At 69.1% G+C, this 17,864-nt stretch carries 21 protein-coding genes and 3 pseudogenes; 11 read left to right on the top strand and 13 right to left on the bottom strand.

Translation table 11 applies throughout. The features are described from left to right. Positions 1–24: 24 nt before the first annotated feature. Together ACWGSR_RS32625 and ACWGSR_RS32620 are read right to left on the bottom strand one after the other, a co-directional pair. A complete protein-coding gene (locus ACWGSR_RS32625) occupies positions 25–261 on the bottom strand; it encodes a DEAD/DEAH box helicase family protein (RefSeq protein ID WP_453572079.1) in 237 nt (78 codons plus the stop codon). Between the two features lie 483 nt (positions 262–744). Further along, complete coding sequence (locus ACWGSR_RS32620; protein WP_453572076.1) at positions 745–1,155, bottom strand: VOC family protein; 411 nt, start codon at positions 1,153–1,155, stop codon at positions 745–747. 326 nt (positions 1,156–1,481) lie between these two features. Here ACWGSR_RS32620 and ACWGSR_RS32615 point away from each other — a divergent pair, with 326 nt between their 5' ends. From ACWGSR_RS32615 to ACWGSR_RS32595, 5 genes are all read left to right on the top strand, one after another. Next, a complete protein-coding gene (locus ACWGSR_RS32615; RefSeq protein ID WP_453572073.1) occupies positions 1,482–1,736 on the top strand; it encodes a hypothetical protein in 255 nt (84 codons plus the stop codon). 248 nt (positions 1,737–1,984) lie between these two features. Next, positions 1,985–3,250, top strand: coding sequence for an MFS transporter (locus ACWGSR_RS32610; protein WP_453572071.1), 1,266 nt, complete (start codon positions 1,985–1,987; stop codon positions 3,248–3,250). A 66-nt stretch (positions 3,251–3,316) separates the two neighbouring features. Then, positions 3,317–3,457 carry a hypothetical protein gene (locus ACWGSR_RS32605; protein WP_453572068.1) on the top strand — a complete coding sequence of 47 codons (141 nt, stop codon included), beginning with the start codon at positions 3,317–3,319 and terminating at the stop codon, positions 3,455–3,457. A 52-nt stretch (positions 3,458–3,509) separates the two neighbouring features. Further along, positions 3,510–3,866 (top strand): hypothetical protein, encoded by a 357-nt coding sequence (locus tag ACWGSR_RS32600; RefSeq protein ID WP_453572065.1) that lies wholly within the window; start codon positions 3,510–3,512, stop codon positions 3,864–3,866. 48 nt (positions 3,867–3,914) lie between these two features. Beyond that, the gene (locus tag ACWGSR_RS32595) at positions 3,915–4,349 is read left to right on the top strand and encodes a hypothetical protein (RefSeq protein ID WP_453572063.1); all 435 of its coding nucleotides are present in this window, start codon (positions 3,915–3,917) and stop codon (positions 4,347–4,349) included. 4 nt (positions 4,350–4,353) lie between these two features. On the opposite strand, the pseudogene ACWGSR_RS32590 reads toward ACWGSR_RS32595, so the two are convergent. Both ACWGSR_RS32590 and ACWGSR_RS32585 read right to left on the bottom strand, forming a co-directional pair. After that, a pseudogene (locus ACWGSR_RS32590) lies at positions 4,354–5,285 on the bottom strand (IS5 family transposase). 88 nt (positions 5,286–5,373) lie between these two features. Further along, positions 5,374–6,018, bottom strand: coding sequence for a hypothetical protein (locus ACWGSR_RS32585; RefSeq protein WP_453572060.1), 645 nt, complete (start codon positions 6,016–6,018; stop codon positions 5,374–5,376). Positions 6,019–6,157: 139 nt separating this feature from the next. Here ACWGSR_RS32585 and mobF point away from each other — a divergent pair. Then, positions 6,158–7,894, top strand: a pseudogene (mobF, locus tag ACWGSR_RS32580) (MobF family relaxase); the annotation flags it as partial. A 114-nt stretch (positions 7,895–8,008) separates the two neighbouring features. Here mobF and ACWGSR_RS32575 read toward each other — a convergent pair. The 4 genes from ACWGSR_RS32575 to ACWGSR_RS32560 form a co-directional block, all read right to left on the bottom strand. Next, positions 8,009–8,842: a transposase family protein gene (locus tag ACWGSR_RS32575; RefSeq protein WP_453572057.1), complete on the bottom strand. Its 834-nt coding sequence runs from the start codon at positions 8,840–8,842 to the stop codon at positions 8,009–8,011. 72 nt (positions 8,843–8,914) lie between these two features. Then, positions 8,915–9,370: a hypothetical protein gene (locus ACWGSR_RS32570; protein ID WP_453572055.1), complete on the bottom strand. Its 456-nt coding sequence runs from the start codon at positions 9,368–9,370 to the stop codon at positions 8,915–8,917. A 97-nt stretch (positions 9,371–9,467) separates the two neighbouring features. Next, positions 9,468–9,965 carry a hypothetical protein gene (locus ACWGSR_RS32565; RefSeq protein ID WP_453572052.1) on the bottom strand — a complete coding sequence of 166 codons (498 nt, stop codon included), beginning with the start codon at positions 9,963–9,965 and terminating at the stop codon, positions 9,468–9,470. A gap of 649 nt (positions 9,966–10,614) precedes the next feature. After that, on the bottom strand, positions 10,615–10,755 hold the full coding sequence (locus tag ACWGSR_RS32560; protein WP_453572049.1) for a hypothetical protein: 141 nt from the start codon (positions 10,753–10,755) through the stop codon (positions 10,615–10,617). 28 nt (positions 10,756–10,783) lie between these two features. On the opposite strand from ACWGSR_RS32560, the gene ACWGSR_RS32555 reads away from it, so the two are divergent. After that, on the top strand, positions 10,784–11,092 hold the full coding sequence (locus ACWGSR_RS32555) for a hypothetical protein (protein WP_453572046.1): 309 nt from the start codon (positions 10,784–10,786) through the stop codon (positions 11,090–11,092). 306 nt (positions 11,093–11,398) lie between these two features. Further along, positions 11,399–11,917, top strand: a complete 519-nt coding sequence (locus ACWGSR_RS32550; protein WP_453572043.1) for a pyridoxamine 5'-phosphate oxidase family protein — start codon at positions 11,399–11,401, stop codon at positions 11,915–11,917. Here ACWGSR_RS32550 and ACWGSR_RS32545 read toward each other — a convergent pair. Continuing rightward, positions 11,910–12,038: a hypothetical protein gene (locus ACWGSR_RS32545; RefSeq protein ID WP_453572041.1), complete on the bottom strand. Its 129-nt coding sequence runs from the start codon at positions 12,036–12,038 to the stop codon at positions 11,910–11,912. The two genes, ACWGSR_RS32550 and ACWGSR_RS32545, sit on opposite strands and share 8 nt — an antisense overlap. Before the next feature lie 405 nt (positions 12,039–12,443). Between ACWGSR_RS32545 and ACWGSR_RS32540 the strand changes: the two genes are divergently transcribed. Further along, entirely contained in the window at positions 12,444–13,751 is a 1,308-nt protein-coding gene (locus ACWGSR_RS32540) for a replication-relaxation family protein (protein ID WP_453572037.1), read from the top strand. 135 nt (positions 13,752–13,886) lie between these two features. Continuing rightward, on the top strand, positions 13,887–14,351 hold the full coding sequence (locus ACWGSR_RS32535; RefSeq protein WP_453572034.1) for a hypothetical protein: 465 nt from the start codon (positions 13,887–13,889) through the stop codon (positions 14,349–14,351). 229 nt (positions 14,352–14,580) lie between these two features. Here the strand turns inward: ACWGSR_RS32535 and ACWGSR_RS32530 are convergent, their stop codons facing one another. Together ACWGSR_RS32530 and ACWGSR_RS32525 are read right to left on the bottom strand one after the other, a co-directional pair. Continuing rightward, positions 14,581–14,703 carry a hypothetical protein gene (locus ACWGSR_RS32530; protein WP_453572031.1) on the bottom strand — a complete coding sequence of 41 codons (123 nt, stop codon included), beginning with the start codon at positions 14,701–14,703 and terminating at the stop codon, positions 14,581–14,583. A gap of 55 nt (positions 14,704–14,758) precedes the next feature. Next, on the bottom strand, positions 14,759–14,881 hold the full coding sequence (locus ACWGSR_RS32525; RefSeq protein WP_453572029.1) for a hypothetical protein: 123 nt from the start codon (positions 14,879–14,881) through the stop codon (positions 14,759–14,761). Between the two features lie 128 nt (positions 14,882–15,009). On the opposite strand from ACWGSR_RS32525, the pseudogene ACWGSR_RS32520 reads away from it, so the two are divergent. Further along, a pseudogene (locus tag ACWGSR_RS32520) lies at positions 15,010–15,817 on the top strand (transposase family protein). 27 nt (positions 15,818–15,844) lie between these two features. Here ACWGSR_RS32520 and ACWGSR_RS32515 read toward each other — a convergent pair. Both ACWGSR_RS32515 and ACWGSR_RS32510 read right to left on the bottom strand, forming a co-directional pair. After that, the gene (locus tag ACWGSR_RS32515; RefSeq protein ID WP_453572026.1) at positions 15,845–16,600 is read right to left on the bottom strand and encodes a transposase family protein; all 756 of its coding nucleotides are present in this window, start codon (positions 16,598–16,600) and stop codon (positions 15,845–15,847) included. 128 nt (positions 16,601–16,728) lie between these two features. Continuing rightward, a complete protein-coding gene (locus tag ACWGSR_RS32510; RefSeq protein ID WP_453572023.1) occupies positions 16,729–17,526 on the bottom strand; it encodes a hypothetical protein in 798 nt (265 codons plus the stop codon). Between the last annotated feature and the right edge of the window lie 338 nt (positions 17,527–17,864).

Genomic DNA, 17,864 nt, shown 5'->3' with positions numbered 1-17,864 from the left:
TGCGCCGAACCGGACTGCCAGGTGTCAGGAGGCCGGGGTCCAGTCGGCCGGCAGTCCGGACTGGGACAGGACGGTTGAGAGGCTGTAGTAGTCCTGCTCCCGGTCGATCTGGCCGTGGTCGAGGTTGAGCAGGGCGGCGATCGGCACGGTCACGAGGATCCGGTCGTCCGCGAACGACTCCAGCGCGCACGCGGCAGCCGTGACCGTCTTGCCCGAGCCGGTCGCTGACACGATCGTGCCCCGGGCACCCTGCAGGGGCACAGATGACTGCGATGTGCCGGGTTGGTGTCAGTGGGTTGGTGTCAGTGACGGTATGCCAGGTGGGTGTGTTTTCGTTGGTCGGTCTTTGAGTGAGGGCGTGGTCACTGACACGGGGCGGTACCGGGGGCGGGCGTGGCTGTCATGGGGCGGTACACCCCGCTCCGCTCCACTGTCTTGAGAACGGCACTTCTGATCCCAGCCCCCACCTGGCGCCGTATGCGGCAGCGCCTTATGTGACAGCCCTCCCCGGAGGCCGGCCCGCTCGGATCGAAGGCGCGTACCCCCTTTGAGGGCCTTGCTCCCCAAGATCGCGCCCCCTTGACCGCTCGCCGATCGAGGGGGCGCGTTCCAACCGCTCTTCGGCCCTTTCTGCCGCCTGTACGCCCCCTACCGCCGTGCCCCGCCCTTTGTCCGGGTGTGGCGCGCAAGGCGCTCAGAGTGCCGTGCAGCGCTTCCTGTTCTTGCTGACCTGAAGGGATCGGCCTAGCCGTGTTCGGGCCAGATTGGTCCTTGATCGCTCCAGACGACGCCCTTGTTGCGGCACAGGCAGAAGGGGTGTCCGACGGGGTCCGTGAAGACCTGCCAGCCGTAGCCGTTGGGGCCGATGAAGTCCTGCTTCAGTGTCGCGCCGAGGGCGACGACACGGCTTTGCTCGGAGTCGATGTCGTCCACTTCGAAGTCGAGGTGGAACTGTTTGGGGTGCTCGGTGTCGGGCCACTGCGGAGCGCGGTAGTCGTCCACCCGGATGAACGCCAGCTCGATCTCGCCGAACCGGATGCCTGCCCAGTCCGCCGAGCTGTCTTCCTTGACCGGACGGCCCGTCACCGCGGAGTAGAAGGCCGCCAGGTCCATCGTGTCCGGACAGTCGATGATGAAATCGGTGAGTCGCAGCATCCCGCGATGTTGGCACAAGCTCACTGGTTCACACCTCACGTGCCCGCGTCGTCTTCGTCCGGTAGGCGAGGCGATCCGGAGGAGGCGGCCCAGACGCCCGCCTGTCGCCCTCGTGCCACATCGGTACCCGTCTGGATGGCTTCTCGTCTGCTGAGAGAAGCGGGGGTGGCGTCACCTGCGACGCTATCCGGCCGCCTTCCGCCGGCCCTCCACCGAAGGACTTCCGGTGATCATCGACACCGCCCTGCACGGCGGGTTCGCGGACGCGTTCACCCGCCTCATCCCGAAGTCTGAGGCTGGAGAGCTGGGCATGAAATCATGTGATCATGCCTGGCCATTGGACCGGATCGGTCTTCCTGAGCGTCTTTGTCACTGCCGCGGTGTTCATGTCGGTCAGGGCTGCCCGGCGACGTGCTTGGCGCGAGGCGATCTGCTGGGCCACGGCCGCAGCCGGCATGGGCTGTCTCGTCGCCCAGAACGCGGGCGTGCTCGATCAGATCCTGCCAAGCGTGCTTCTGATGGCTGCGTTCATGCTGCAAAGGCTGCTGCTGTGGCGGACAGACCGCATGGCTGGCGCGTAGAAGGACCCATGCCGCCCTCTGCGAACGGAGGCCGGCCGGGGTGGTGGAGCGTGCCCTTCGGGTCGCCGAACAGGGCCGACCAGTAGATCGCGGGTGATGAACCGGCGGATCACGAATGAGATGACCGCCGTGATCTCCATGATGACGTCCGGATCAAGCAGGGTCAGGAGCCCTTCAAAAGTAGCTTGACTGTAAGTAGCTTAGCGCTAAGCTACTTACAGTCAAGCTGTCATGGGGGAGGAAGTGCTGTGAAAGAGCAGGATCGCGTACCAGGACAGTGGGCTCTCCCGGTCGCCGCCTCCGTCAACGGGATCGGCACCGGCTTGTACGTGCCGTTCACGCTGGTGTTCTTCCACGCCATCACCGGGCTGTCCTTCACCGTCGTCGGCGCCGTTCTCACCGTCACCGGCCTCGCGGGCCTGACCGCGCTGCCGCTTGCCGGTGCTGCCGTCGACCGGTGCGGGGCCAAACGTGTGCAGTACACGCTGTACGGCGTGCGGGTTATCGGGTTCGCGCTCTACCCCGTCGCCCACTCCCTGCCCGCGTTCGCCGCCGTGGCACTAGTCACCGCCGCAGCCGACCGCGCCTTCCCCGCAGTTCAGCAATCCCTGATCGGCGAGGTCGCCAGCGGCGCGGACCGCGACCGGCTCCAGGCGGCCACCCGCGCCCTGCAGAACGGCGGCAACGGCGCCGGCGCGCTTCTGGCCTCGCTGGTCATCGCCTTCACCGGCCCCACCGGCTACACCTATACCGCCTGGGGCAACGCCCTGGTCTTCGCACTGGCCGCGCTGCTGCTGCGCCCCCTGCGGCCGGTACGTTCCACCGCGGCCCGGCGCCGAGCCGGCTACCGGCTGGTCCTCACCGACCGACCCTTCCTGATCCTCACCGGCGCCAACTTCCTCAACGCGCTGAGCTACTCTGCCCTGTCCATCCTCTTCCCGCTGTTCCTGCTGGAATGGCTGCACGCACCCGCTGTCCTCACCGGCTCCGCGTTCACCGTCAACACCGTGCTGTGCGCACTGGCCGGCGTATACGTCGGCAGCCGGGTCCGGCGGACCGGTGCCCGCCGGACCCGGGCCGCAGTTCTCGGTGGCACCCTGTTCTCCGCCGCCTTCGCCGCGCAGATCGCGCTCGGTACCGTCCGCCCCACCTCCGGCCCGGTGCTCGGCACCGCTCTCGCCGCCGTGATCGTCGTCTACACACTCGGCGAACTGATCCACAGTCCCGCGGCCGACGTCCTCGCCATGTCGGCGGCTCCCGAGTACGTGCGCGGCCGCTACATGGCCGCCTACCAGATCTCCTGGTCCCTGGCGAAGGCCGTCGCGCCCTCGCTGTTCACGATCCTGTTCACGATGGACGGCCGGCTGCCCTGGGCAGCCCTGATCATCACCTCTACCATCGCCACCGCCCTCCTGATCCGCGTGGAACACCGCCTGCCCGCCGATGCTGTACGGCCCCACCCGGCCGGCACCGCCCAGGGAGCCGTCCCCACCGCCGCGCCGGCCACGGCGTAACCCCTCGCCAGGACATCGGCACCACGTTCGAGTTCGGCGTTGTCGGGACCCGTGAGATAGAGCAGGTTGGCAGTAGTCAGCCGCAGCGAACTCGTCCGCATGCTCGGCCGGGATCCCGGCGGCAGCCAGGGACCGGAATACCTCCAGACGGGCGTTCAGCGCGTCGTCCTGGTGCCGACCGACCCCGGGACCGGCACCGGCCTGTAGGCGCCTGCAGCGAAGCGCCCCGATCCGACTCCCGTTCTGGAAGGCTTCTGCCATGAGCGAGGACGCCGACGAGGACCGGGCAGTGAAACCGCACGCAGTCGCCCGGCGGCCCGGGGACCGGGTGTTCCAGTGCGATGCGACGGCGGTGTGCACGATGCCGGACGGCACCCGCGCCTACGCCCTCCTCGACGGCGTCGGCGACACCCGCACCGTCCGGGCCTGGACCCGCACCGCCGCGCGCCGTCTGGCCCGCGCGGCCGCCGGACACGGCGACGCGGAGGCCGGCCTGCGCGCCGAGTACGAGCGCTACGCCGCCGACCCCGCCCGCCACGACCCTGAGCACGACCTGCCCTCTGCGGCGGCCGTCGTCGCCGTCCACGTCCCCGGCGGCCTGTTCACGGTCGCCTAGGACTTGTCCGGCCGATCATGGTTGTGGGCAGTCGGGCATGATGCCCGGGTGAGCATCATCGTGAAGCTCTTCGTGGCGCCGGACGACACGTCAGCGGCTCTGACCCTCCAAACCGGGCCGGGACGGGCATTCGAGTCGCTCTCCTTCGGTAACTTCGATCCCGAAGAGGCCGTGGTCGAGTGGGAATGCCTTCTGGCCGGCGCCAGCTTCGAAGAACTCGTCGATGCCGGTGAGCCTCGCATCGTCGCGGGCCAGGACAACGACGGGTGCGTCGTCTTCGCGATCTCGCCTCGCCTGTCCACTGCACTCGCGAATGCTGGGCACTCCAGGTTGCGTGACGTCGCCGCCTCGTGGGCTCAGCTGCGCGCGGAAGATGGCGAGGCCATCGACACGGAGATCGCCGAGGCGATCGTGGGTGATCTGGCTGGCCTCGTCAGCAGCGCCCGGCGCCATGACCAGGGCGTCTACTGCTGGGTCGCGTAGGAGTTCATGTTCGGAGCCAGATAGCGACGGCCGCCGCGGTGGCGGTGCCGAGGAAGACGTAGCCGCGCTTGTCGTAACGCGTGGCGACCGCCCGGAACTGCTTCAGGCGGTTGATCGCCCGCTCGACGGTGTTGCGCTTCTTGTAGCGGTCCTCATCGAAGCCGGGCGGCCGTCCACCGCGTGCGCCCTTGCGCAGGCGGGCCGCCTGGCTGTCGGTCTTCTCCGGGATGGTGTGGCGGATTCCCCGCCGTCGTAGGTACTCGCGGATGGGACCGTTGCTGTAGGCCTTGTCGGCTGCGAGGCTGTCCGGCTTCTTGCGCGGCCGTCCCAGGCCAGGTCTCAGGACTCGGATCTTCTCAAGGACCGGCTCGAACTGGGTGCAGTCCGCCCGCTGACTTGGCGTGACGATCAAGGACAGCGGACGGCAACGGTCGTCCGCGCTCAGGTGGAGCTTGCTGGTGAACCCGCCCCGCGAGCGGCCCAGGCCCTCACCTCCCGCACCACCTCCGCCAGGCGGGCGACGAGACTCTGCCACGGCGTCTCGTCCTGGTGTTCCATCTCTTCGGCCCCCTTTGATCCCGGGGCCGGCGGCGGATCGGTACGGGCGCCGGCCGCATGCTGATGCGCGCGGACGATGGTGGAGTCGACCGAGACGTCCCAGTCGATCTCGCCTGCGGCGTCGGCCGCGGCCTAGACCTGCTGGAGCAGGCGTTCCCAGGTGCCGTCTGCCGACCACAGGCGGTGGCGTTCGTAGACGGTCTTCCACGGCCCGAACCGTTCGGGCAGATCACGCCACTGCACCCCGGTCCGCACCCGATGCAGAATCCCGTCGATGACCTGCCGGTGATCCCGCCACCTGCCACAACGACCGTTGCTCACCGGCAGGAACGGCCGCAGCCGTTCCCACTCGGCATCCGTCAGATCACCCCGCCCCATGCCCACGTGAACGATTCGGCGATGGAGGAGTCACATGATCAGCCGGACGGCGGCAACCTTGCCGGCCTCGCCGCCGGGGCCCGCGTGGTCATTGATCGGAACGGCTGGCGGTCTCCAGTGCGCGGCCCGCGAGCCAGGTAGCGATCCGCTTCTGCAACTCCTTGTCGGTGCGGGGGTAGTCCCAATTTGCGTACCATTCCAGGTCCTGCAGGACGTTCTGAGAGCGGGCCGGGTGGGCCACCGCCCTCACGTCGACACCGATCTCGCCCGTCGAGCAGCTGATGTACACGCTGCTGTCGAGCGCCATCATGCTGAAACCCGGGTGTCCTGCACGTATGCCGAGGAACGCCGATGCCGCACCCCGCCCCATGATGTCCCAGCGGTCGAGGAGCCGGACCCGGGTCCAGACCCACGATGGGGTATGGCGGCCATAATGCAAGTGCTCCTTCGGCAGGAGGGCATGGTGCGTGTGGGTGCCGTGAGGAAGCAGGACGAGGAACTCGCGCCGGTGGTCGAAAAGACCCGAGGAGACCGCCAGGTCGTACCAGTCCTCGTTGAGACGCTCGACGAGCCGTGGGGTTTCGTACCGGTGGGAGAAGCCGCCGACGATGTCCTCGCGGTCGTATCCCAAGACGAACGGCATCGTGCCGTCCGGCACGGCGTCCGGGATCACCTCGAGGCCGGCCCGCCGCAGCGGCCGGTACATCTTGCGTTCGCGCTCCTGGATACCCACGGGCAGTGTTCTACCAGGTGCGGCATGCCAAGAATCCGCGCCCCGGCGCGTCTCCCGTTTCCCGACCTCCCGGATCGGACCGGTGCTCGGATTAGAGGCGTGATCGGCCGGACAGGTCCTAGTCGCCGAGGCGCTCGCCGCCGGGAAGAAGCCGGCCGCCGCGGCCAGGGCCGGGAAACTGGGCCGCGCTGTGGAAGTCACGGGCATGGACCTCGTCTTCCGTCCGCAGCCGACCATCCAGCTGATGTGGGCGCTGGGGGACGAGGAGACGCGGCGGGTGATCGAGGCCGCGCACGAGCGGGCGATCGAGGCGACGCTCGTCTGGATCGAGGACCACGCGGCGACCATCCGCGTCGGCGCCCAGGGCCGTTACCCCACCCGGCCGGTGCACGGTCTGGCCTTCGCGCGCTTCCGTCACTACGAGTCGAGAGCCGGAACCCCGCTGCTCCACGACCACGTCCTGGCGTCGCTGCGGGGGCTGCGCCTGGACGGGAAGTGGGGTGCGGTGCACTCCACGACGCTGCTGGAGAACGTGGTCGCGGCCTCCTCCCTCTACAACGAGCTCGTCATGGCCGGGGTGTGCGAGGCGCTGGGCGTGGCGTCCGAGCCGCGTACGGTCAGCGCGGGGCGTCGGCCGGTGATGGAGGTGGCCGGGGTGCCGTACGAGCTGATCGGCTGGATGTCGAAGCGTGGCCAGGAGATCGACCTGTGCCGTCAGGAGCTGGAGCACGAGTACGTCACCGCCGTCGACGAGGATGGCAACCTCAAGTTCGGGCCTGTCGTCTCCGAGGAGGCCCGTACGAAGCTGAACCGGATCGCGGCCAGGAAGACGCGCCCGCCGAAGCCGAAGGCCCGCTCCCTCGCCCAGTTGCGCGCCGACTGGCGGGCGGGCGCGAAGGAGTTCCTCGGTGAGGCCGCGCATCTCGTCGACAGCCTGTTGGAGGGGGCCCGGGCCGCGGCCGTCGCGATCCGCGTCCGCGTCGCCGAGACCCTGGACGTCGCTCTGGCCGCCCTCGGCATCTCGGCGATGGTGTTCGTGATGAGCGGCAACGGCCTCTTCCACCGCCGCCACCTGCTCGCCGAGACCCGGCGCTTCCTCGCCCTGGTCCAGCGCGGCCGTCGCCGCGAACCGGGTCTCGACGAGGAGATCGTGACCGCGGCCATCGCTACGCACTGCCTGGATATCACCGAACCGAAGAGCACCCGCGGCCTGCTGGCGAACTATCGCCTCTACACCACCCACTGGGCCCACCCCGACCCGACCCGCAGCCACCGGCGCGCACCGGAGGCGGCCCCCGACACCGACCACCGGCCCCCGGCCGACCTCACCGCTCCGAACGTCCCGGCCCCGCCGGGGAAGCCGGGGGAGTGGGACATCCCCCGCGACGCTCCGGTCCTGCCAGTGGAGCTGGGGGAGTGGGACATCCCCCGCGTCCCGCTCCGCTACGACCGCGCGGTCATCGCCTCCACCGTCCTCACCCGCCAACTGCGCGCCGCGCGCGGCGCGGGACGCACCCGGTACTACGAGGGCGTCACCGCGCACCAGCAGGCCGCGATGCCCGAACAGCTCCTCCCCGTCTTCGACACCGCCTCTGACATTGAGGAGCCGGAAGACGGGGACGAGCCGGCGGACTGGATGGAGCGGCTGCGGGCACTGCAGAAGGCGCGCGCCGAGACGGGCGCGCAGGACCTGACCACCGAGCAGGTCAACAGCATTCAGGCCCGCATCGAGGAGATGAAGGCGCGCGGCAAGGCGCTCCGGGAGCGCTACGCGCCCCACCCGGGAGCTCCCGCTCCCCGGCCGGTCCTTGAGGACCAGCAGCGCCGGCAGCATCCCGGGCAACCCGGTACCGGACACGGTGGGGCGAGCCGCTGAGTGGACTCCACTGAGCCTCCGCCAACTTGAAGTCGCAGATCAAAGGGCTGGTGTGACCGATCCTCGGGGTACTCGTGCTGGTCGTGGGCGGAAGCCCACGGAGAAGATCATCCGTCAGCGGTTGATTTCGAGGTTCGTCAGGACGAGCAGGGCGCGCAGGAGGCGGGTGGCGCGGGCGGGATCGGTGCGGAGCTTGGTGAGGATCCGCCACTTCTTGAGGTGGGCGAAGCCGTGCTCAACCGGTGCCCGTCCGACGGCGAGGACACGGTTGGCCTCCTTCTCGCCTCGAGTGAGCTTGTGGGTACGAGTGGCGATGTAGCCGGTGACGACCACGGGGTCGAGGATGTCGTTGTCCAGGCCGCGGAACCCGAGGTCGGCCAACGCTCCGCGGCCGGCGGCGCGCAGGTGGGCCAGGATGTGGTCGTGGCGGGCGGCGGTGTTGTCGTGGGTGCGGCCGGGACGGGCGGCGGATATCCAGATCAGGCGCCCGTTCTCGTCGGTCAGGGCGAGGAAGTGCAGGCCATGGCTGCGGTGCTTGCCGGAGTAGTTCCGCCGGTCGGCCTTGCCGGTGCGGCGTCTGGCGCGAATGAGGGTGCCGTCGATCAGGACCACCTCCCCACCCTGCCTGGTGACCTTCCTCAGGACGCGGTCCAGGCGCGGCGCCTGGGCGGCGAGCAGCCCGATCAGCTCGTCGCGCCAGCGGCGGACGGTGGACTCGGACACATTGTTTCCGCCGGCCATGTCGGCCAGGCGCTGGTCGTGACGCAGCACGGCCAGGACGATCACCGCGATCCTCCCAGGCGGCAGGATGCGCCACCTGGAGCGAATCGCCTTCAGGTGGCGCCGTAGCAGATCGGCGAGGTGGTTGACGGTGCGCGTGGACAGCGGCAGACGGCACTGGTAGACAAACGGGCAGGTCTCCTCGGCGCGCTCTTCGGTATTCGTCACACAATTCCAACGGCCGCCGGGGGCACCCCGGTTACGCCCGTGCCGAGCCGCTCCGAGTGTCGGTGTTGCTGGTCACAGGCGGGTGGTGAACCGGCCGTCGGGCAGTTTCCGCAGCCAGCCGCGATCGACGAGCCTCACCAGCTTGCTGCGTAGCGGTTCCAGCTTGGCCTTCACGCTGACGTCCACCCCCACCACCTCGCCGACCTCACGGGCCATGACCGGTCCGGCGGCCTGCCGCACAGCGGCGACGATGCGCTGGTAGTCCCACGGCAGCGCGTCCTCCTCCACTCCCGACTCACGGTGCGGGATCAGCATCACCGCCCGTCCGGCCACTTGCCCCGGCATCGGTCGGGCCGAGGAACGTTCCTCGGCGAGCTGCCCGGCCATCCGTTCAAGGACGCGTTCGGCGACGGCGAGTTCGTCCCGCTCGGCCCGCACTTCCGCCAGCTGTTTGGCCAGCTGCTCTTCGAGTTCGTCCAGTTCCGCGCGCCGCGCGGTGATCCGTTCCAGCAGCTCGGGATCCAACATGCACCGGATCGTAGAAGGCTGCCGGACTACGGCGAGCAAGAACCGGACAGTTCAGCTACCTACTTCTGCTGACGACCGCTTGTTCAGGGCTCGATGGCTACGAATGTCGGTTCTGGTCGGGCCGACCATGCGCCAGACGCTGAGCTTCGGCCGTGACCTCGGCATCGAGCTGGGCCAACGTCCTGTCCCCGTACTCGACGATGTCGTACTCGTCATCAAGCTCAGCAAGACGCTCGGCCAGGGGCAGCTGGTGGCCGAACCGCTGGTGGATGCGCATAGCAAGCTCTCGCGGCGTCAGCCGGCCCGCCAGCATCTGGTGCGCGAGCGCCCGCACGGCAGCGTCCTGCCCGGCCTCGCTGTCGCGCGGGTAGAACACCAGGTCCAGCTCATCGAGTACGACGGGAAGCAGGTCGGGAACGTCGTACTCCGCCTCGGCACGTGTGTATCCGGCCAGAATGCGCAGTGCCGGGCTGTCCAGCCCGGCAACGAGTGCCGCGCAGGCAGCCTCGACGACATCGTGAGCATGGGCCTCGCCGATACTCCAGAGAACAGCGAGGTCTCGCAGGTCATCGGTTGCGGCTTCGATCGGCGACACCTACGCATGATCCCCTGCACGAGATGATCCCGTCGACCGCCTTTCGACTCAGGCGTCGACCGCGCTGACGGACGATCTACTACTCAGACAATCGCCCGTGACCAGCACGAGCAGCCCGAGAACCGGTCACACCAGCCCTTTGACCTGCGACTTCAAGTTGGCGGAGGCTCAGTGGACTCCACTTCGGTGCGCCGGGCGACGATGGACTCCATCGTGGTGCGCCGCGATGGTGCGCCACCGCCTCCAGCACCGCACCACTCCGACGCGCGCCGGTGCGCCGTACCCGATGCTCCGCACCGCGCCGGTGCACCCGCCGACGGCCTCTTGCCCGGGTGCGGCCGGACGCGCGCGACTCCCCTTGTCCGGCCCTGCTACACCCCCTTGTCGAGCTCTGCTACCGCGACGTTTCTCCTTGCCATCGCCGGTTTCGGTTCGCGATCAGGTCGCGGTCAAGGGGGCATGTGATAAAGGAGCCCGCCCGGCGGTGGCGCGCGACCGGTGCGGTGCGGCGAGGCCGCGAGACTGCACCGCCGGCGCTCGGTGGTGCGGCTCGATGACGCGGTGGTGCGGATGGAGCGCACCACGGTGGCGCGGTGGTGCGCCGGGGACGCGGACCGCCCACCGCACCACCACTGTCCCGGTGGTGCGGTTACGCGGTGGGGTGGTGCGCCGGGTGCGCTTCCATCGCCTGCTTCATTCCCGCGGCCTCCAACTGGCGCAGGGCCTCGTCGACGCCGCCGGGGTCTGCGGTGAGGATGTTCTCGGTGAAGCGGACGATGGTGTCGGCCATGCCCCCGTGCGTCGGCCAGGCACACGCCGTGGCACAGGAGCTGCAGCAGCAGGCGTCCGAGCGCGGCGGCCGGGAAGGAGTGCGCGCACGGCTCGCCGTCGTGGTCGTCCGCGGCGGTGACGGGAATGAAGACGCGGGCGGCGACGTCCAGGAGTGGCCGGTGCAACTGCGGGCCCGTGTCGTCGGCGACCTGGCAGGCGGTGTCGATGTCGGCGGCGTGGATCGCCCGGATGTAGGCGAAGGCGGCGGTGACGTCGGCCGGCTCCATCGGGGTGAGCGGAGCGGTGACGGTGTTCTCGGACATGGGTGGCTCCTCATCGTCGGGCCGCCCCGCTGATCGCAGCGGCCTCGAGGACACACTCGAACTGTGGCCCTGTGGACAGAGTCCAGTCGGCGGAGGGGAGAACTCTCTTCCTCCGGTGTTTTGTGTCATCGAACTTTGAGCGATTGCCACCGAAGTTTGAGTGGTCGGGAGGGCAGACCTGGCTCCGCCTTCCGAGCGGTGTCAGATGGTGTCCCGCCGAGTGGTGTAGCGGGTCGGGGGTCGAACGCGCGGGTGTCTGCCCGGGGCGTGCATCCGCTGTCGCCGCGTGCTTCGTCAATGACGACAAGGGGTGTCGGGTTTACGGCCCACGATGGACGCATGCGCGAAACCCCAGAAGAACTCAACGAGCTCCAGTCCCTCCTCGACTCCTCCCTCTCCGGCTCGACCGCACACCTCCGCTCGATCGTCGAGGGCCGCACCATCACGGCGGCGCAGCTCACCGGGATCCTCACCGGCATGTGCACGCTTGCCCTCTCCACGGTGACCGCAAAGGGCGAGCCGCGGATCAGCGGTGCCGACGGGCACTTCCTGCACGGCCGGTGGCACTTCGGCACGGCTCGCAATGCCGCCAAGGCCCGTCATCTCGCTGCCCGTCCGGCCGCCAGTGTCGCGCACATGCGCGGCGAGGACCTGGGCGTGTTCACCCACGGCATGGTGGAGGAGATGAACCCCGAGGACGCCGAGACCACGGCCGACTGGGAGGAACTCCTTGCCTACTTGAAGGACTTCTACGGCGACGACCCTTTCGACTGGAATCGCGAGGTCGTCTATTACCGGTTGAACCCGCACTGGATGACCGTCTACGCCCCCGACCTCGGCAAACTCACCGTCACGTGACGCCGGGCGCGTCGACGAGGGCCTGCACCTGCGCGTACGTGGGTGCGGGGCCGGTCGACGGCGCGCCGTCGCGTACCGCCGGCGCCGTGGCGACGGCCTCGCCCAGCGCTCGCCGGTGCAACAGCGACCCGGTGCTGCACCGCCCGATCAAAACCTGTCGCTCCTGACGCTCGGCCCCCGATCACTCAAACTTCGGTGGTAATCGCTCAAAGTTCGATGACACAGGACATCCGGGTTGATCACGATGCGGTTACGGTGGAGGGGTCTTCCGAGGCCGGTGTCACACCGGGCCCGGATTCCGCACCTGTAGAAGGTGACCGGCGGGATAGGCCCGCCCCACCTTCAGGAGCATCCTGTGGCGAGCACCGCAGACGAGCCCGAGCAGCCCCTTGACCCGGCCGGACAGGCCTCCTCCGTGGACCCCTCCATCACCCCCTCCGCGCCACGCCGTCAGAAGCCGGGCGTTTTTGCAGGTCAGGCCCGGCGGACAGAGGGCCGGCGCAGCGCCGACAACCCTCATACAGATGTGTCCAGGAAGCCAAAGCACCGGAGGACTTCGACCGGACCTCGACGCCGCGAGCTGCTGCAGGCACTGGGGATCTTCCAGAGGGCTACGCCCGACCAGCTCTGGAAGCTGACCCGTCCGGACAACCAGCACGACAGGCTGACGCGGGACAACCTTCTGGATCTTCAGGACCACCAGCTGGTGAGGATCGAGTTGGTACGGGAGGACCAGCGGCAGGTGTGGGTGTTGACGAAGCGGGGCCACGGCGAGGCGAAGCAGCTGCTGGAGCCGAAGGGCATACGCATCTCGGCACTGCGCGAGGAGAAGTACGACCCGGTCACCGGGGAGCTGCTCGGCACCAGTTACGACGACCACGCGGCGGCGGTCACCTCGACGGCCGCCGAACTCCACCGTGCCGGGATCGGCCACCGGCTCGGCTTTGCCACCGAGATTCCGCACCGGCTCGCAGGCGGGTATGTGCAGCGGGCGGACCTGGTGGTGCGGGCGCCTCAGGCCGGGGTGCCGGTGATGCTGCTGGAGATCGACCGCCGCACCGAGGACGCCCACGACTTGGTGGCCAAGCTGCGCCGGTACTGGCAGTGGGGCCGGCTGCTGGCACCGGACGCGGGCAGGATCGCTGTGGACCTGGTCCGCTCCCAGCCGGACGCGATCGAGGATGTCCGCCATGAGCTGCGGTTGTGGCGTCGGGTCTATCCGCCAACCGGCCGGGAGGGCCTGGTCCCCCTCGCGTTCGTGTTCGCGGACACCACCGAGGCGAAGATCGCCAACACAGTTGCCGTGCTGGAGGAGGCCGGCCGCCGCTACTGGGCGCCGCGCCGATACGGCACGCTCTACGAGAAGGCCATCACCGCGCGGGACTACCGCCAGGCGGTACCCGTCGTCGTCACCACCCTGGAGCAGCTTCAGGAGCACGGCGCTGGCGCGGCGGTGTGGCGGCGCCTGGGACGCAAGGACGAACAGAGCCTGACCGACGCGCTCGACAACCCCGACGGCCACGCCCTCTACCACCGCCAGTACGCCCGCGCTGAAGCGGAGGACGAGCGGCGCCGCGCCGCTCAGCGGGAGGCACGGCGCCCGGTGTGCAAGCAGTGCGGGCAGAAGTTCACCGACCAGCGCTGGGAGGAGACCACCGCCCACCGGACGGCCTGGAAGGCCGGGGACGTGTCCGTGTGCGGCACCTGCCACGCCGACGATGTCGCCCGCGAGGAAGCCGCCGCCGAAGTAGCCCGCCTCGCCGCCGCGCCACCAGAACCGGAGGACCGCCCTGAGCCGGAGAGGGGCCGCGGCTGGTTCCGCCTGCGGACCTGACCCCACAAACCCGTTGTGCGGTCGGCAACCACCAGGCCGCACAGCGGGACCGGTCCCGAAGTCACCGCGCCACCGGGCGGGACGGACGGGTCCATCCGACGGTTACAGCTCATCGCAGGATCTACACAGGGCCGTATGAGACGCAACCGAGAGACCGCACCCCAGGATCTGCCGGGCGAGTTGTGGCACGCCCTGGCCCGGCTCCACCACACCCATCCCGGTCCCGTGGGCCGTGTCGGACAGCTCGCCCGCCCGGCCGGGTTGCTGTCCTTCACCGCGGCCGCCGACACCATCCTCACCGCCCGGGTGCAGCTGACCGGCGCGGAAACGATGCGGGAGGTGAATGACACGCTCCGCGCGATGACCGGGAACCTGCCCCACGCGCACTTCACCGGCCCCGGCGTCGCCCTGGAGCTCACCCTCAGCAGACGCCAGGACCTCCCGCTCCACGCGGCACACCTCGCCGGACTTACCCGGCTCTTCCACCACGCCGCCGGCACCATCGGCGCCCGCAGCACCCCGGGAGGCGGCCGGTGCTTCCACTGCGACGGGACCGGGCGCGCCCGGCCTCTGTGGGAGCCGGCGGCCGGGCTCGCGTGAGCGGCACAGAGGAAGAACGCCCGTGCTCCGGGCCGTCTGGAAAGGCAGTCCGGAGCACGGGCGGGCGTAAGGACGCGCACTCGTGCGCGACCACGGACACGACCACGGAAAGCGAACTGCGCCCTTCACCATGCGGGCGCTACTGCCCGGCCGCCGGTACGAACGAAAGAGAAAGGGCCCGCCAGCGAACTGGCAGGCCCTCATCCGCCGAGCTGTCAGCGATCGCCCATCACGGGTGGCCGGGACCGCCGCCGCAGCAGGCGACCGTGTCGGTCTGGTCAGCGCCAGCGAGGGGCGCTACGGCGAGCACCGCTGCCAGTGCCACGAGCACGCCGAGTACGGCTTTGCGCATCACATCTCCTTGTCGAAGGGGAACGTCGTCCAGCACTTCAGCTGGCAGGTGCCGGTTACGGGAAACCGGGTCCGCCGCCGCAGCAGGCGACGGTGTCGGTCTGGTCAGCGCCGGCGAGGGGCGCTACGGCGAGCACCGCTGCCAGTGCCACGAGCACGCCGAGTACGGCTTTGCGCATTTTCTCCTCCTGATCGTCGGAATCCGGTACCGCTCGAAGCGGTCACTGAGCCTTTTTCATCCTGTGCTGGAGGGTGAAAGAGGCTGGTCAGCAGGGGTGGTGACGAGGCAGGGCCCTTGGTCGTTGGCGTGGTGATCTCACTCAACACACCGGCGACCGAAGGGGCCCTGGTGGTTCCGTATCCTGCCATGCTCGACGTCCCGCACGAGCTGGTTGAACACGTTTCCTGGCTGCTGCACGAGCGTCGCCGAGTTCGCAACACCCGCTGGCGCAGGCTCGGGTGCTTCAAGCAGGCGCTTCTCACGCTGGTGCACTTACGGAAGAACGAGACGTTCTCGCAGCTCGGGGCGGGTTTCGGGATATCGCAGGCCACCGCCTGGCGCTACGTCGACGAGACCCTGGACGTCCTGGCCGGCTGGGCGCCCGGCCTCCACGAAGCACTCACCGGCCTCGGTGAAGGCGACCACGTCATCGTTGACGGCACCCTGATCCCCATCGACCGCATCCGTGCGGACGAGCCGTACTACTCGATGAAACACCGCCGGCACGGCATGAACGTGCAGGTCATCACCCGTCCCGACGGCACACCCCTGTGGTTCTCGCGTGCGACACCCGGCCGCACTCACGATCTGACCGCGGCCCGGGGCCACAGCCGTCGTCCAGGCCTGCCTCACCAGACAGATCCTCGTTCTCGCCGACCGCGCCTACCAAGGCGCAGGCGCCACCTTCCGCACCCCCTGCTACCGCCACCGCGAACAACCCGAGCACTACCAGCAGTTCAACCGCGACCACGCCAGGCTGCGGGCACCGGGAGAGCGGGCCTTCGCGCAGCTGAAGTCCTGGCGCATCCTCCGCCGAGCCCAATGCTCCACCCGCCGCATCGGCACCATCGTCCAAGCCATCCACACCCTGCTGACCTGCAACTATTCAGGATGAAAGAGGCTCAGTGAGCCTTTTCCAATCTCACGCTGACGCGTGGTGAAGGACGAGGACGGCCTGGGCGATCGCTGTGATGCGGGTGGTGCTGCAGCGGAGCTTCCGTAGGAGACGCCAGCCCTTCAGGGTAGCCATGGCCTGCTTGCCGAGGCAGCGGATCTTGGCGTGTGTGCTGTTGTGGCGGCGCTGCCACCGCTTGAGGCGACGGCCGCGGAAGGGCACCCGGATGGAGCCGGCGGCGCCCTGGTATGCCTTGTCGGCCCAGCACTTGAGGTCGGCGTCGGTGAGTGCTTCGACGATCCCGTGAGTGCGGGCGGCGGTCAGGTCGTGGGTGGAGCCGGGCAACGCGGGCGAGGCCCACAACAGGCGGCCGAACGGGTCGGTGAGGACTTGGATGTTCATGCCGTGCCGCTTGTGTTTGCCTGAGTAGTACGGGGTGTCGGCGGCGATCCGGTCGATCGGCGGCAGGGTGCCATCCAGGATCACGAATGCCTTGGTCCGCGCGATGCGCATCGCCCCGGCCAGGGTGGGCGCGAGCGCGGCCAGCACGTCGACGGCCTCGCGTATGTAGCGGTATGCGGTCGCGATGCCGATACCGAACCCGGCGGCGAGCCGGGCGTAGGTGTCGCCGCATCGCAGATGGGCCAGGGCGAGCAGAGCCTGACGACCTGCGGTCAGACGCCGCCATCGGGTCCCGATCTCCCTTCGACGCACAGCGAGGTGTCCGGTCAAACACCGCAGGGTGCGACTGGACAGGTCGATCGATGACGGGTAGACAAGCACGCGAGGCTCTTGGTGGCTGCGGGCGATCTTGGTCGAGAACCCGTCTACCAGAAGCTTCGACGTTCGGTAGATCCGTCCAACACGCTGCCAAAACCGCCAGGTTGGAAACGGCTCCGTGGCCGCGCCGCTCAGCCGATCGTGAACGGGGTCAGGGCGAGGGCGATGCCGCCGACCAGTGGCGGCAGCGAACCGAGGATCCACATCCCGGCCCAGAACAGGTGCTTCTTTCCCGAGATCTCGACGGCGAGCTGGTCGGCAGGGTTCTCCGGGTCGTACGTGGCGCGGGCCACCGGTCCGACGTGCTTGCTCCGCGCGGTCCGCTCGGCGCCGTCGGCGTCGGCGAACTTGTACCAGGCCGCCCCGTCCGTCGTCTTGAAGTCCAGGGTGGCGGGCACGGTGACCCCGCGCCGCTTGAGTACGAAGTGGAGCAGCGTCCTCTGCCCCCCGACGAGCATCAGGCCGAGTCCGAAGAGGAGCGGGACGGTCGCGACGATGGGGGCGATGACCTCTGCTCCTTGGCCGACGCCGACCCAGATCACGTAGCCGAGGTAGCCGGCGGCGAGAGCGATCATGATGATGATCCGGCGCAGGTACTTCGGATCCTTCGCCGGCTTCTCCGCGTCCTCTGGCGACGCCAGCTGCGTGACCGTGATGCGGGCGCTTCCGGCGGGGTCCCGCTGTGCGGGGAGTGCGGCGGTCAGGGCGGCGACGAAGGTGGTGGCGGCCGTCGGGTTCCCGGCGTCCACGCGGTGCACGGCGCTGTCGCTGAGCACGATTTCGACGTGGTGTCCGCCGTCGGTACGGGCCTCCTGGACCACCGCGAGGGGGATCTCCGTGCGGGTGCGGCTGTCGACGATCCGGAGACCGCCGTCATCGAGCACGGTCTCGGCACCATCGCCGCCGATCAAGATCTGCGTAGAGACCATCGTCTTCCCCCCCTGCCAACCGGCCACGGCCCGACTGCCGTCACACCGGCGTCAACCTACCGCAGGGCGTCACACCCCTCAGCGCCGTACCGGCCCCACACATGCCAACACCCGGACGGGTGAGCCGCGGAGGGCCTGGAAACGACGAAGCCCCCTGCGCTGAGGCGCAGGGAGCGACGGGGTCGGCGAGCCGGGGCTTCGCCAAGTTTCCAGCACAACTGCCGGACACCAGGATCAGGTTGAAAAAGGCTCACTGAGCCTCTTTCATCCTGAATAGTTGCAGGTCAGCAGGGTGTGGACGGCTTGGACGATGGTGCCGATGCGGCGGGTGGAGCATC

This window comes from Streptomyces sp. NPDC055632, assembly GCF_053618675.1.
Note: the sequence above shows the minus strand (reverse complement) of the source record. Positions and strands in the feature narration are given on the sequence as shown.